The organism is Limnobacter sp. (assembly GCF_036405155.1).
GTDB lineage: Bacteria > Pseudomonadota > Gammaproteobacteria > Burkholderiales > Burkholderiaceae_B > Limnobacter.
The window spans coordinates 60,956-74,144 of sequence record NZ_DASWYD010000007.1 but is presented as its reverse complement, the minus strand read 5'-3'; the positions used below and the strand labels follow the sequence as shown (position 1 = coordinate 74,144).

Below are 13,189 nucleotides of genomic sequence, written 5' to 3'. Positions count from 1 at the left end.
ATGGCTGAACCAACGGGCCTTAGGCCACGTTTTTGGGTTCGGCCTGGCGCAGGCGAATGTGCAATTCGCGCAACTGCTTTTCGTCCACAGGGCTGGGGGCTTGCGTGAGCAAACACTGGGCACGCTGTGTTTTGGGGAAGGCAATCACGTCGCGAATGCTTTCGGCGCCGCTCATCATGGTCACAATGCGGTCAAGGCCGAAGGCCAGGCCACCGTGGGGTGGTGCACCGTATTGCAGGGCATCCAGCAGGAAGCCAAACTTTTGCTGGGCTTCTTCTTCGCCAATGTTGAGCGCACGGAACACCTTGCTCTGCACGTTTTCCTTGTGGATACGCACCGAGCCGCCGCCCAGTTCCCAGCCGTTGAGCACCATGTCGTAGGCTTTGGCCAGGCACTTGCCGGGGTCGGTGGCCAGGTAGTCTTCGTGACCATCCTTGGGGCTGGTGAAGGGGTGGTGACAGGCCACCCAGCGGCCGCCTTCGTCGTCGAATTCGAACATGGGGAAGTCCACCACCCAGAGGGGCTCCCACTGGCCTTGCACCAAGCCGGTTTTCTGGCCAAATTCGCTGTGGCCCACTTTGAGGCGCAGCGCGCCAATGGCGTCGTTGACCACCTTGGCTTTGTCGGCACCGAAGAAAATGAGGTCGCCGTTTTGCGCGCCGGTGCGCTTGAGCAACTCGTTCAGCGCCGTGTCGTGGATGTTTTTCACGATGGGCGACTGCAAGCCTTCGCGGCCCTTGGACAGGTCGTTGACCTTGATCCAGGCCAGGCCCTTGGCACCATAAATGGCCACAAACTTGGTGTAGGCATCGATTTCGGAACGGGGCATGTCGCCACCGCCGGGCACGCGCAGCGCCACCACGCGGCCGCCTTCCATGTTGGCTGGGCCGGAGAACACCTTGAAGTCGACGTCCTTCATGAGGTCGGTCAACTCGGTGAATTCCATTTTCACGCGCAGGTCGGGCTTGTCGGAGCCAAAGCGGGCCATGGCTTCGCTGTAGGGCATGACCGGGAAGGGGTTGGCCAGTTGAACGTCCATGGTTTCGGCGAACACCTTGCGGATCATGTGCTCGAACAGGTCACGAATTTCCTGCTCAGTCAGGAAGGAGGTTTCGATGTCCACCTGGGTGAATTCAGGCTGACGGTCGGCGCGCAGGTCTTCGTCGCGGAAACACTTGGTGATTTGGTAATACCGGTCAAAGCCCGCCACCATCAGCATTTGCTTGAACAATTGGGGCGACTGGGGCAGCGCGAAAAATTCACCGGCATGCACACGGGATGGGACCAGGTAGTCGCGCGCGCCTTCGGGCGTGCTTTTGGTCAGCATGGGTGTTTCGATGTCGATGAAACCCTGGTCATCGAGGTATTTGCGGATGGCCATGGCCACCTTGTAGCGCAGCATGAGGTTTTTCTGCATTTGCGGGCGGCGCAGGTCCAGCACGCGGTGGGTCAGGCGTGTGGTCTCGGAGAGGTTTTCGTCGTCGAGCTGGAACGGGGGCGTGACCGAGGCGTTGAGCACTTCCAGGCCTTTGCACAGCACTTCCACGGCACCGCTTTTCAAGTTGCTGTTTTCAGTGCCAGCCGGACGGGCGCGCACCAGGCCTTCCACACGCACGCAGAACTCGTTGCGCAGGGTTTCGGCCAGGGCAAACATCTCGGGCAGGTCGGGGTCGCACACCACTTGCACCAGGCCTTCGCGGTCGCGCAGGTCGATGAAGATTACCCCACCGTGGTCGCGGCGGCGTTGAACCCAGCCACACAGGGAGACGGTTTGGCCCAGGTGGGCTTGTGACACGTTGCCACAATAATCGGTGCGCATTTTCATGTTGTTGGTGTGTAGTCGAAGTTCAAGTTAAAGGGCAGCTTCGCCAGGCGGTGTGACCACCCCCAGCGACACAATGTATTTCAGGGCCTCGTCCACGGTCATGCCCGAGGGGCGAAGCGAATTTTCCGGCACGATGATGACATACCCGGAGGCCGGGCTGGGGGCTGTGGGCACATACACGGCCACCATGCGCTCTTCAAATGAGCTGGCCAGGTTGTCAGGCGGGTTGCCGGTGACAAAACCCAGCGCCCACACCCCAGGGTGTGGGTACGGCACCAGCACAGACTCGCGAAAGGCTTTTCCCGACGAGGTGAGCAAGGTGTCCGAAATCTGCTTGACGCTGGTGTACACCACCTTGAGCAACGGGATGCCGGACAGAATGCGGTCACCCAGTTTAAACAGCCAGGCACCGATGAAGTTGGTGTACAACAGGCCAGTGACCAGCAGGACCCCGAAAGTGAGCACAAAGCCCAAACCCGGCACGTAAAACCCGAAGAGGCTTTCCGGCTGCAGGGCCGCCGGCAGCAACAACAGGGTTTTGTCGACCAGGCCCACCACGGTGAGCAGCACCCACGCCGTGATCAGCAGGGGTACCCACACCAGCAGGCCGGCCAGAAGAAGTTTTTTCATGCTGCGTCAGACGACGGCGTGGACGCCGAAGCAGCGGGCGCTGATGTGCTGGAACCACCACGAAAATCGGTGACATACCAACCCGACCCCTTGAGCTGGAAGCCGGGCGCAGTGACCTGCTTGGCAAAACTCTCTTGCCCGCAGGTGGGGCAGCGGGTCAAGGGAGCATCACTGATTTTCTGCAAGACATCTTTTTCAAAGCCACAGGACTGGCAGCGATACGCATAAATTGGCATTTTTCAAACACCTGGAAAAGCTACGACAAACCCCTGATTATACGTTGCGCCGGGGTGGTTCTCCAAGCACCTGTTTTTGAAAGGAAATAAAAAAAGAGCGCCAGGTTCTCGTGAAACCTGACGCCCCTTGCAAAGAGTTCTGTCTTATTGCGCGCTGACTGGCACCATGGCCTTGGCGTCGTTGCCCCAACGGTTGGCCCGGGTAAAGGTGCCCAGGTCGTTGAAACGGACCCCGTTGGCGCGCATCACTTCGTGGGCCTTCTTGGCGGTCATTTGGCGAATGTAGAACGGATCGCGAACCACAAAGTGGTGAATGCCGTGGGTGGAACCGAAGTTGAAACAGAACAGGTGGGGAATGACAAACCACTTGCTGTTCAGCACTTGGCACTGCTGCACGAAGTTGCCGTCTTCAATGTCGCCGAAGTAATGCATGTTCGAGCTGATGAAGTTGATGGAGAACGAGCGCAACAGGTTGGGGGCAAACACCAGCACAGCAACGGTATTGGCCAGGTCCACGTTGTTGGTCACCATGGCGGGCCAAGGCACGCTGTAACCCACCAGCCAGGCAGCGGCTTCAATGGCCCAGTAGGCCACATAAGCGTGGTAGGCGGTGTAGAAAATGGTGGCCAGCGGGAAGTTGCCAATGGCGCCGCGCATCAAGGCTTTGAAACGCAGGTGCTTGGGCACTTTCAAAATGCGCAGAACAACCGACAGCTCCAGGTCGAGCATCATCAGCACGCGCAGTGGCGTAAAACGTTCGCCGTTGGTGATGGCGCGCTCTTCCAGGTCGGTGGCGGTGCCGGAATGCTTGTGGTGGTGCAGGTGCAGGTGGCGGCGCAGCCAGGGGTTGATGGTGCTGGGGCGGCAAATCCACACCAGTGCCATCATCAGGTTGTGCATGAACTTGTTCTTGCGGAAGTACATGTAATGAATAAGGTCGTGCTCCAGCTCGTGCGTGAAGGACAGGAAGATTGCAATCACGGGAATGGTGATGTACCAGGCCAGCGCACCTTCCAGATAGGCCCAACCCGTGAGCAGCGCCCCAATCATGCTGAACAGCAGGATGCCCATGCCGATGGCGTCTTGATGTGCCAGCACCGGGTATTTGGCGCGAATGCGGTCACCTTCGGCCAGAATGGCGGTCTTGATGGTGGCAATGCGTTTTTGGTCCACCGCATTGATGTGGTTCTGCTTGATGCGCGATGCAGGGGCTGCTGCGGTCTGGCTTGGGGAGCCATTCATCAGCTTGTCGCTCAAACTTGCCATGGTCTTGCCTCACTTGGATTTGTTATTGAAGTGCATGCAGTATGCTTGGGCTACAGTTTGATTTCATGTTCCAAAACGACAAGCCCATGACTTTGCGCGCCACACCATGACGCCCTTGCATTCGAACACCCCCACTGCCCTGGCCAGTTGGATGCGCGGCCTTGCCCGTGAGCTGGAGTTGCAGGGGCTTGCGCCGACCGAGTTGTTCAACGCGGTGGGCCTGGACCCCACTTGGCTGGACAACCCGGAGGCCCGTTACCGCGTGGCCGACACAACCCGGCTGTGGCAAAAAGCCGTTGAATTGACGGGCGATGAGGCACTGGGATTGAAAGCCATTCGCCACATCACGCCGGCCACATTCCATGCCGTTGGCCTGAGCGTGATGGCCAGCGAGACCCTGGAGCAGGCCTTTGGCCGCATGAGCCGCTTTGCTGACCTGGTGACCGATGCCAGCCAGATTGTGATTTCAACCCACGAATCCACGTTTGAAGTGGAGCTGCGCATTCGCGATGCGTCCAGCCCGGCCCACCAGTCGGTGGACGGCTTTATGGCCCTGCTGGCCAATGCCGGCAAAGGGCTGGGCTCGCCAGAACTCGTGCCCCAGCGGGTTGAACTGGCCCGCCCGGAACCCGAAGGTGAGGCACTGAGCCTGTTCAGAAAGCTGTTTGTGGCCCCGGTGCACTTTGGCCAACCCCGCATTGCCCTGGTGTACGCACTGCAAACCGTTCAAACCCGGCTGAAAGGCGCCAACCCCCTGGTGGCCGAGCATTTGGACCAAGCCAGCCAGGCCGCCATGGAGCGCTTGAAACCGACCACCAGCCTGAGCCGCATGTTGAAAAACTGGGCCCGCGAGCAATTGCCCAAAGGCACCCCCAGCATTGAAGATGCCGCCCAACAGGTGAACATGAGTGCGCGCCACCTGCAGCGCAAACTGGCCGAAGAAGGCACCAGCCTGGCTGCACTGATTGATGACATTCGGCAATCCGAATGCTTGCGGCGCCTCAAGCACACCCAAGACCCGTTGACCGCCATTGCCCTGGACCTGGGGTTTTCGGATTCGTCTGCTTTTAGCCGCGCATGCAAGCGCTGGTTTGGCAAAAGCCCGAGCGAATTGCGGTCATGACCACCGTTGGCCTGTGCATGATTGTCAAAAATGAGGCCCACATTGTTGAGCGCTGCCTGAACCTGAGCAGGCCGTTCATTCACCATGTGTACGTTGAAGACACCGGCTCGACCGACGGCACACAGACCCTTATCCGACAATGGCTGGCTGAAAACAGTCTGCCCGGTCAAGTGGTTGATCAACCCTGGGTTCATTTTGCGCACAACCGGAGTAGTGCACTGGCGTGCCTGCGTGCAATCCCGTCGGTGGACTTTGCTTTGGTGATGGATGCAGACGATGAAATTTTCTTCAGCCCCGATGCCGCCGCTGAACTGGCGCAAAAGGCCGATTCGTTTGATGCCTTCAACATTCGAGTGCTGGATGGCCACTCGGCATACAACCGAATTCACCTGATGCGCAATGCCATGCGCTTTCGCTATCGGGGTGTTGTTCACGAGTTTGTGGATCTGCCCGACGGGGCACGCGTGGGTCAATTGGACCAGGTGTGGATACGATCCAATCGGGAAGGTGCTCGCAGTCGGGATCCCGCACGCTACCAAAAAGATGCGGCCATGCTGTTGGAGGCTTTTCATCAGGAAAGCGATCCGCCGCTTCGGGCACGATACGCTTTTTATTTGGCACAGAGCTACCGAGATGCGGGTGAACGAAGTGCCGCGTTGGACTGGTACATCAAACGCAGTGATTTGGGCGGTTGGCCGGAGGAAAAATTTTGCGCTTTACTGGAGGCCGCACGGCTGGCTGAGTTGTTGAACGCACCGGCGTTTCCAGCGCTGACGCAACAGTGGTTGATTGATGCCTGCGTGACTGCACCGCACCGCGCCGAGGGTTACTTTTTTTTGATGAGAACACTGGCCAACACCGGGCAGTTGCAGTCAGCCGTGGAGATTGGGCGATTGGGTGTCGTGCTCAACGCACCTCGGGATGGTTTGTTCTTGCTGATGTGGATTTACCAATTTGGTTTCAAGCTGGAACTGGCGAAATTGCTGATCCGGACCAACGCACACCGTGAGGCCCTGCAACTGCTTCGCGGTTTGCTGGCAGATCCTCGCTTGGCCACCAATACACGGGCAACCGCCGAAGGGTTGTACAAAGAGGGTCTGCAGCGAATGATCCATTCGCCGGCCAGTTGATCGAAGCCCAGGTTTACCGGTGCGGTACCACCGACCTTATGGGACAAGCGCCGACACCGCATGAACACACACGCCCGTCAATTCCATCGACAGTTCGTCACCGGGCGTTAAAGGGCCTACACCCTCGGGCGTTCCGGTGAAAATCAAGTCACCGGCCTGCAAGGTAAACATGCGGCTGAGGTGGGCGATCAGGGTGGGTACGTTGTACAGCATGTTTGCAACATGCCCCTGTTGTTTTACCGCTCCGTTGAGCCGCATTGAAAAAGTCATCTTGTCGAAATGCACGCCCGGGGAAACGGGGTAAAAAGCAGACACCGTGGCTGAGTCATCAAACCCTTTGGCCACCGCCCAAGGCAAACCGGCCGCTTTGGCTTTGCTTTGAATGTCCCTCGCGGTGAGGTCCAGGCCAATGCCCACACCCGCAACATGGCGCACGGCACTGTCCTCCGAAATGTTTTTTCCACCCTGCCCAATCAACACCACCAGCTCGGTTTCGTAGTGCACATCGCTGGAGTGGCTGGGCAATCGAATGACATCGCTGGTATTCAAAGCCGAAGTGGGCTTGAGAAACACCACCGGATCTTCCGCAGGCTTGTTGCCGAGCTCGGCAATGTGCGCCGCATAATTTCGACCAATACAGAAAATGTTTTGCACAGCGATGGTCTGTGATGGTGTGGTGTTCAGGGTGATGTGCGGCATGAATACTCCCGGTGAGGGCAACAAGCGAAAAACCCATTGTATCCACGTGCCTTGTGGTGGTGCACAGGCCCCAACTGCTCCTACAGGAAAACCCGCAGCGCTGGGTACAAACCCCAAGGTCGATTGCACCAGCGCGGTGTGCCCATGCACTGCAAGCGTACACCCTGACCACCAATGCGACTTGGCACAAACGTTGCGTAATGCGCTGGCCGGGCGGCCCTGCTGCCCTAGCGCGCATTTGTAGCAACCCACAGGAGTACCCATGATCAAGATGACACGCACACGCTGGGCCATTGCCACAGCATTTTCCGGGGCTGTGTTGGCCTCTTCGGCCATCGGCCAGTCACTCACCACCGCCAGCAGTTTTCCAGGCAAAACCCACCTGCTACCCGCCACGCTGGAGACCACCCAGTGGGGTTGGTTTGACAATGCGCAGCCACCAGTACTGACGGTGGATTCAGGCGACACCGTGGTGATGGAAACCATGATGCACTCGCACAATCAGGTCATTCCCGGCAAAACCATTGAAGAACTCAAGAAGCTGCGCACCGACAACCCGGGCCGTGGCCCACACACATTGACCGGCCCGATTTACGTGAACGGTGCCGAGCCCGGCGATGTGCTGAAGGTGAAGATCAACCGCATTGTGCCCCGCGCCTATGGCACAAACTTCAACATTCCCGGCATGTTTGGCCAGTTCCCCAAAGACTTCCAGGACGGCCAGGTGAAATACCTGTACCTGGACATGGAACGCAAAGTGGCCGAGTTTTTGCCCGGCATTGAAATTCCTTTGAAGCCCTTCCCGGGCACCATTGGTGTAGCCCGTGCTGAACCCGGTCGCTATTCCAGCGTGCCCCCCGGCGAATACGGCGGCAATATGGACATTCGTGAACTGCAGGCCGGTGCAACCCTGTATGTGCCCGTGTGGGTGAAGGGTGGCTTGCTGTGGTCGGGCGACTCGCACGCTGCGCAAGGCAACGGTGAAGTCAACCTGACGGCGATTGAAACCGCTTACAAGGAATTGAATGTGACGGTGGAAGTGGTGAAAACCATGAAGCTGGACATGCCCCGCATTGAAACCCCCACCCACTGGGTGACCATGGGCTTTGACAAAGACCTGAACCTGGCCTGGGACAACGCCAAAGCACAAACCGTGAAATACCTGGCCGAGCAGCGCAAAATCACGCCCGACGCCGCCGCCAAACTGATGCCCACCGTGTCGGACTGCCGGGTGTCGCAAGTGGTGAACATCAAGAAAGGCATTCACTGCACCAACCCGAAAAACCTGAAAGCCAAAGGCATCGAGCCGCGCCCCATGACAGAAACCAAAGACCTGTTTGTGTCGGTGGGCACCGATGCTGATGCCAACAAGGCGATGGACATGGCGTCCATGGGCATGATTGAACAGTTGCAGGCCAAAAAAGGGCTGAGCCGCCTGGATGCCTATGGCTTGGTGTCGGTGGGCATGGACTGCCGCGTGGGCGAGATGACCGACGCGAAAAAGTCCATTCACTGTGTGGTGCCCAAAAGCCTGTGGGTGAATAAAAAGGCGTAACGGCAATGAACCGCGCAAGGTGTTACCTGATGGGTGCTTTGCTGGGGCTGCTCCTGCCCAGCCTGGGTCAGGCCGCCTTGCCGGTGCTGACCAGCACCGAAGACCTCCGCAGCCTGGTGCAGGCTGTGGGGGGCCCACTGGTGAATGTCAGCAGCCTAGTGCCCGCTGGACGTGATGCCGAGGAATACACCCCGAAACCGCAAGACCTGAGCCGCGTGAAAAACACGCGCCTGCTGGTGCGGGTCGGCCTGGACTACGACCTGTGGTTGAACCCCTTGATTCAGCAAAGTGGCAGGGCTGACCTTGCCCGGGGTGGCGATGCGGTGGTGGATGCCTCACGCAACGTGTTGCTGCTGGAAGTGAAACAGGGCGGGTTTCAGTCGGACGGCCATGCCCATGGCGCTGGCAACCCGCACTACTGGCTGGACCCGGACAACGCCGCAGTCATCACCGGCAACATTGCGGAAGCGCTGGCCCGACTGGACCCTGCACATGCCAAGCAATACGAGCAACAGCGCAATGCCTTTTTGGCGCTGCTGAAACAAAAAACCGTGGAATGGCAAAACCAGCTTAAACCGTGGGCTGGTGTGCCCCTGCTGGTGTACCACAACAACTGGCCCTACCTGGCCCGGCGTTTCAAGCTCAACATGGCCGCCACCGTGGAAACCCGCCCTGGCGTTGCACCCAGCCCCGGTGCGCTGGCCACACTGGTTCAAACCGTGCAGCGCCAGAACATTCGTTGGCTCATCCGTCATCCGTCTGAACCCACCCGGGACCTGGAATTCATTGCCCGAAAAACCGGGGCTCACATCGTGAGCCTGGCTGCTTCTGTGGGTGATGCGCCGGGCATCAACAGCTACATCGATTTGTTTGATTTCAATGTGCAAGCGCTGCAAAAGGCTTTGTACAATACCCCCGGAGCCCAACCATGAACACACTGGACTTCCTGACCCTGCCACTGCTGGCCTGCCTGCTGCTGATTGTGGTGCATTGCCAGTTTGGTTTGCATGTGATTGCCCGCAATGTGATCTTTGTCGACCTTGCCTTGGCACAGTGCGCTGCTTTGGGGGCCACGGTCGCATTCATGCAAGGGCACATGCCAGGCACGCTGGGTGCCTATGCATGGTCGCTGGGTTTGGCTTGGGCGGGTGCCTTGGCTTTGTCACTGATTCGTTTTGCACCCAAGACCATTCCACATGAGGCATTGGTGGGTGTGATGTATGTGGCGAGCTCCGCCGGTGGTGTGCTGTTGATTGATTCGGCACCGCAAGGGGCAGAGCATTTAAAGCAAATGCTGACTGGCAGCATTTTGACGGTAACCCCCGACGAGGTGTTGAAGGCCGCGCTGATTTACACCCCCATCATTGGCCTGCTGCACCTGGCCACACGCCGGGGCTGGATGCACGGCCACGGTGGGCGGGCCTGGCTGGCTGACCTGTTGTTTTACGCGGCCTTCGGTGTGGTGGTCACGTCCTCGGTGGCCATGGCCGGGGTGTTGCTGGTGTTTTCATTTCTCATCATTCCGGCGCTGTGCGGCACGCTGCTGTCCAGGCACCACGGCGGGCAATGGGCCTGGGGCATTGGCTTGGGTGGCACCGCATCACTCGGTGGTTTGCTGCTGTCGCTGTGGGCCGACACCTCGCCCGGTGCAACGCTGGTCACCGTGTTTGCGGTGGTGTTGCTGCTGGTGATGGTGCTGCCACGGCTGGTGATGTCCACCACAACGCGCCACCACGCCGCCACACTGGGCAGACGCACCTTGAGCGCGGCCGTGGTGGTGAGTTTGGTGTGGTTGACTGTGCAACCGCGTGCCGACCAACCTCTGCTGGATGCCGCAGAAAAAGCCCTGCCCAGCCTGCAAGCACTCTACATGCGGCCGGTTGAACGGCAGGCCCTGGATGAGTCGCAAGCGTATGTCAACCGTTATGCCAAAGCGCTGGACCAACTCACCGAGCGGGAGCAGACCAGCCGCTGGATGGGAACGGACGATGACGACACCGTGCGGCGGATTGCTTCCTTCCAGCAGTCCTACAACGAAATGATCAAGGGTGAGCAGTTTGTGATGAAGGAGACCCGCGCACGGGCGCGCGAGCGCCTGCGCTGGCCCTTGGTGGGTGTATTGGCGGCCAGCTTGCTGGGCTTGTGGCTGTGGCGCCGCAAACTGACCTCATCCAAATAGACGAGCCCTGTTGTATTGCCACGCCCGCAGGGTTTTGACATGATGCAAAACCAAAGGGGCGAGAATGCAATGAATTTGCTGGTGATTGATGACCATTTGTTGTTCAGGGAAGGCCTGCGGCATATTTTGCAGCGGCTGGACGACACCGTCACCATTCATGAATTTGGTGCCATGCAACCAGCCCTGCGGTTTGCCGACGAGATGTCTGACTTCGACCTCATCCTGATGGACATGCAATTGCCCGACGCTGCCGGGCTGGAAGGTTTGCAGGCACTTCGGCGCACATTCCCCGGAAGCCCGATCGCCCTGATTTCAGGTGTGGCAGACCCAGCCCAAATTCAACTGGGCTTGCGCCAGGGTGCGCAAGGTTTCATTTCCAAATCGGGCAGTGCAGATGACCTTCTGAATGCGATTGAACGCATTTTGGCCGGCCACGTGGAGTCGCCGTCATCGCAGATGCCCATCACCGTGAACACGCTGCCCAGCCGCAGCGCCTTTCACCTCACCCCCCGTCAAGTTGAGGTGTTGTCACAACTGTGTGAAGGCCACTCCAACAAGGAAATTGGGCGAACGCTCAACATGAGCGAGAACACCGTGCGCTGCCATGTGGCCAGTGTGTTCCGGGCCTTGGGTGCCAAGTCACGCACCGAGGCCGTGGTGCTGGCCAGGCGCCGGGGGTTTGTGTGAACACAGTGCCGTCGGACGACACAGCTTACGCCGCCGACATTCGCCGCGAACAATGCCGACTGCTGTTTGACCACCTGCCCTTTGTGCTGATTGGCAGTCTCGTCTCGGCCACGGGGGTGGGGGCAATTTTCTGGAACCTGCGCCCGCACGGCATGGTGCTTGGCTGGGTGGCCGCCATTTACCTGTTGTGCGGCATTCGTTGGTGGATAAGGCGTCGGTTTCGTTCAATAGGCTCAACGTTTGAGCCCGACCGGTGGATTCGGATCGCCACTGTACAAACCTTCACTGCGGGCTGCTTGTGGGGTTCGATGGGTATTCTGTTTTTTGGAAACGAGCCCATTGCCATGATGACCCTGGTGATTGTGCTCGGTGGCATGACAGCCGGGGCCGTGTCTTCCCACAGCTGCCATGTGCCCGCCTATGCTGCGTATGCCATACCGACCGTGGTCCCTTTTGCCCTGCGCTGCTTGGTGGAGGGCTCGCAATTTCATGCCGTGGTGGCCACGTTGTCGCTCACCTTCCTGCTGGTGAACATCAACTATGGTAAAAACCTGCAACGCATGTTGCTGGAAACCCTGGAGCTGCGCTTTCGCAATGCCGATTTGGTGAAGGCGCTGCGCCACCAGAAAGACGTGGCCGAGCGCGCCAGCCTGGCCAAAACACGTTTTTTGGCGGCCGCCAGCCATGATTTGCGCCAACCGGTTCAAGCCATTGAATTGTTTGTGGATGTGCTAAGCCAGGAACTTCAAAACCGGCCACAAGCCAGCATGCTGGGCCGCATACGCGCCGCTGGCCGGGGGCTGGAAAGCCTGCTGAACGCATTGCTGGATTTTTCAAGGATTGATGCCGCCAGCATCACGCCCGACGTTCACAGTTTCCCGCTGCAGCCCTTGCTGGACAGTCTGAAAAACACGTTTGCCGCCCAGGCCGAGGTGAAAGGCCTTGAACTGCACATCCAACCAACCCGGTTGCTGGTGCGCAGCGACCCCAATCTGCTGGAACGCATTCTGCGAAATTTTGTGGCCAATGCCCTGAAATACACACCGGCTGGCCGCGTGGTGGTGGGCTGCCGCCGGCGCGGTTCTGAATTGCGCATTGATGTGATTGACACCGGCATCGGCATTCCGGAATCGGCCCACCAGCAAGTGTTCAATGAATTTTTTCAGCTCGACAACCCGGAACGGGACCGCGAGAAGGGGCTTGGCCTGGGGCTGTTCATTGCCAATGGGCTGGCCGACCTGCTGGGCCATCGCATTGCGATTGATTCCAGGGTGGGCCACGGCGCACGGTTTTCCATTCACGTGGAACAGGGACGACTGGCCGACCTGCGGGCCAATGAATCTGCATTGGCTGACCATGGTTTGGCACTGCAAGGCAAAGCCATTCTGATCATCGATGACGACCCGGATATTCGGACTGGTTTGGCAGAAATGCTGGAGCGCTGGGAGTGCGCCACCACCACGGCCGAGTCTGCTGAAGAAGCCCTGGAGTTGATCCAGATCAGCGGCTTCATGCCGGACGCCATTTTGGCGGATTACCGACTTCGCCTGGACGCCACAGGCACCCAGGCGATTGCCGACATTCGTGCGCGCTGGGGTCCCATACCAGCGGCCATTTTGACGGGTGACACCGATCCTGACCGCATACGGGAAGCGAGGGCATCCGGACTGCCCCTGCTGCACAAGCCCCTGAGTGCGGCCAAGCTGCGTGCAGCGCTGAGCCACCTGTTGCAAGACAAACCCGCCTGACCCCCTAGGCCGAGTTCTGCCGGATCAGGGGGGTGCACGAATTGGGTATGGTTACACCCTGTTCAAAAGCCGTACTGTTCATCGTCGCCTCGCGGTCTAAGGCACTTTCGG

At 59.0% G+C, this 13,189-nt stretch carries 11 protein-coding genes and 1 pseudogene; 7 read left to right on the top strand and 5 right to left on the bottom strand.

Annotated elements, in window-relative coordinates; genetic code table 11:
- Window positions 1–19: 19 nt before the first annotated feature.
- From aspS to VGE55_RS10925, 4 genes and pseudogenes are all read right to left on the bottom strand, one after another.
- Window positions 20–1,825, bottom strand: coding sequence for an aspartate--tRNA ligase (gene aspS, locus VGE55_RS10940; protein ID WP_331131723.1), 1,806 nt, complete (start codon window positions 1,823–1,825; stop codon window positions 20–22).
- 27 nt (window positions 1,826–1,852) lie between these two features.
- The gene (locus VGE55_RS10935) at window positions 1,853–2,455 is read right to left on the bottom strand and encodes a DUF502 domain-containing protein (RefSeq protein WP_331131722.1); all 603 of its coding nucleotides are present in this window, start codon (window positions 2,453–2,455) and stop codon (window positions 1,853–1,855) included.
- Window positions 2,455–2,691, bottom strand: a pseudogene (locus tag VGE55_RS10930) (FmdB family zinc ribbon protein); the annotation flags it as partial. The pseudogene VGE55_RS10930 and the gene VGE55_RS10935, both read right to left, overlap by 1 nt.
- 144 nt (window positions 2,692–2,835) lie before the next feature.
- Entirely contained in the window at window positions 2,836–3,957 is a 1,122-nt protein-coding gene (locus tag VGE55_RS10925) for a fatty acid desaturase (protein WP_331131721.1), read from the bottom strand.
- Between the two features lie 106 nt (window positions 3,958–4,063).
- Here VGE55_RS10925 and VGE55_RS10920 point away from each other — a divergent pair, with 106 nt between their 5' ends.
- Both VGE55_RS10920 and VGE55_RS10915 read left to right on the top strand, forming a co-directional pair.
- The gene (locus VGE55_RS10920; RefSeq protein WP_331131720.1) at window positions 4,064–5,080 is read left to right on the top strand and encodes an AraC family transcriptional regulator; all 1,017 of its coding nucleotides are present in this window, start codon (window positions 4,064–4,066) and stop codon (window positions 5,078–5,080) included.
- Window positions 5,035–6,210: a glycosyltransferase gene (locus VGE55_RS10915; RefSeq protein WP_331131719.1), complete on the top strand. Its 1,176-nt coding sequence runs from the start codon at window positions 5,035–5,037 to the stop codon at window positions 6,208–6,210. Before VGE55_RS10920 ends, VGE55_RS10915 begins: the two co-directional genes overlap by 46 nt.
- A 36-nt stretch (window positions 6,211–6,246) precedes the next feature.
- Here the strand turns inward: VGE55_RS10915 and VGE55_RS10910 are convergent, their stop codons facing one another.
- Window positions 6,247–6,909, bottom strand: a complete 663-nt coding sequence (locus VGE55_RS10910) for a fumarylacetoacetate hydrolase family protein (protein WP_331131718.1) — start codon at window positions 6,907–6,909, stop codon at window positions 6,247–6,249.
- Window positions 6,910–7,171: 262 nt separating this feature from the next.
- Here VGE55_RS10910 and VGE55_RS10905 point away from each other — a divergent pair, with 262 nt between their 5' ends.
- The 5 genes from VGE55_RS10905 to VGE55_RS10885 are packed head-to-tail and all read left to right on the top strand — an operon-like array spanning window position 7,172 to window position 13,078.
- Window positions 7,172–8,464 (top strand): acetamidase/formamidase family protein, encoded by a 1,293-nt coding sequence (locus VGE55_RS10905; RefSeq protein WP_331131717.1) that lies wholly within the window; start codon window positions 7,172–7,174, stop codon window positions 8,462–8,464.
- 5 nt (window positions 8,465–8,469) lie between these two features.
- Entirely contained in the window at window positions 8,470–9,396 is a 927-nt protein-coding gene (locus VGE55_RS10900; RefSeq protein ID WP_331131716.1) for a metal ABC transporter substrate-binding protein, read from the top strand.
- The gene (locus VGE55_RS10895) at window positions 9,393–10,643 is read left to right on the top strand and encodes a metal ABC transporter permease (RefSeq protein WP_331131715.1); all 1,251 of its coding nucleotides are present in this window, start codon (window positions 9,393–9,395) and stop codon (window positions 10,641–10,643) included. Before VGE55_RS10900 ends, VGE55_RS10895 begins: the two co-directional genes overlap by 4 nt.
- 39 nt (window positions 10,644–10,682) lie before the next feature.
- The gene (locus tag VGE55_RS10890; protein WP_331131714.1) at window positions 10,683–11,330 is read left to right on the top strand and encodes a response regulator transcription factor; all 648 of its coding nucleotides are present in this window, start codon (window positions 10,683–10,685) and stop codon (window positions 11,328–11,330) included.
- Complete coding sequence (locus VGE55_RS10885) at window positions 11,327–13,078, top strand: hybrid sensor histidine kinase/response regulator (RefSeq protein WP_331131713.1); 1,752 nt, start codon at window positions 11,327–11,329, stop codon at window positions 13,076–13,078. Before VGE55_RS10890 ends, VGE55_RS10885 begins: the two co-directional genes overlap by 4 nt.
- The last annotated feature ends 111 nt before the right edge of the window (window positions 13,079–13,189 follow it).

Bases quoted from the DNA above. Each gene is read 5' to 3' on its own strand.
- VGE55_RS10935 (WP_331131722.1), bottom strand. From the start codon at position 2,455: ATGAAAAAACTTCTTCTGGCCGGCCTGCTGGTGTGGGTACCCCTGCTG.
- VGE55_RS10910 (WP_331131718.1), bottom strand. From the start codon at position 6,909: ATGCCGCACATCACCCTGAACACCACACCATCACAGACCATCGCTGTG.
- VGE55_RS10915 (WP_331131719.1), top strand. From the start codon at position 5,035: ATGCAAGCGCTGGTTTGGCAAAAGCCCGAGCGAATTGCGGTCATGACC.
- VGE55_RS10895 (WP_331131715.1), top strand. From the start codon at position 9,393: ATGAACACACTGGACTTCCTGACCCTGCCACTGCTGGCCTGCCTGCTG.
- VGE55_RS10920 (WP_331131720.1), top strand. From the start codon at position 4,064: ATGACGCCCTTGCATTCGAACACCCCCACTGCCCTGGCCAGTTGGATG.
- aspS (WP_331131723.1), bottom strand. From the start codon at position 1,825: ATGAAAATGCGCACCGATTATTGTGGCAACGTGTCACAAGCCCACCTG.
- VGE55_RS10900 (WP_331131716.1), top strand. From the start codon at position 8,470: ATGAACCGCGCAAGGTGTTACCTGATGGGTGCTTTGCTGGGGCTGCTC.
- VGE55_RS10890 (WP_331131714.1), top strand. From the start codon at position 10,683: ATGATGCAAAACCAAAGGGGCGAGAATGCAATGAATTTGCTGGTGATT.
- VGE55_RS10925 (WP_331131721.1), bottom strand. From the start codon at position 3,957: ATGGCAAGTTTGAGCGACAAGCTGATGAATGGCTCCCCAAGCCAGACC.
- VGE55_RS10905 (WP_331131717.1), top strand. From the start codon at position 7,172: ATGATCAAGATGACACGCACACGCTGGGCCATTGCCACAGCATTTTCC.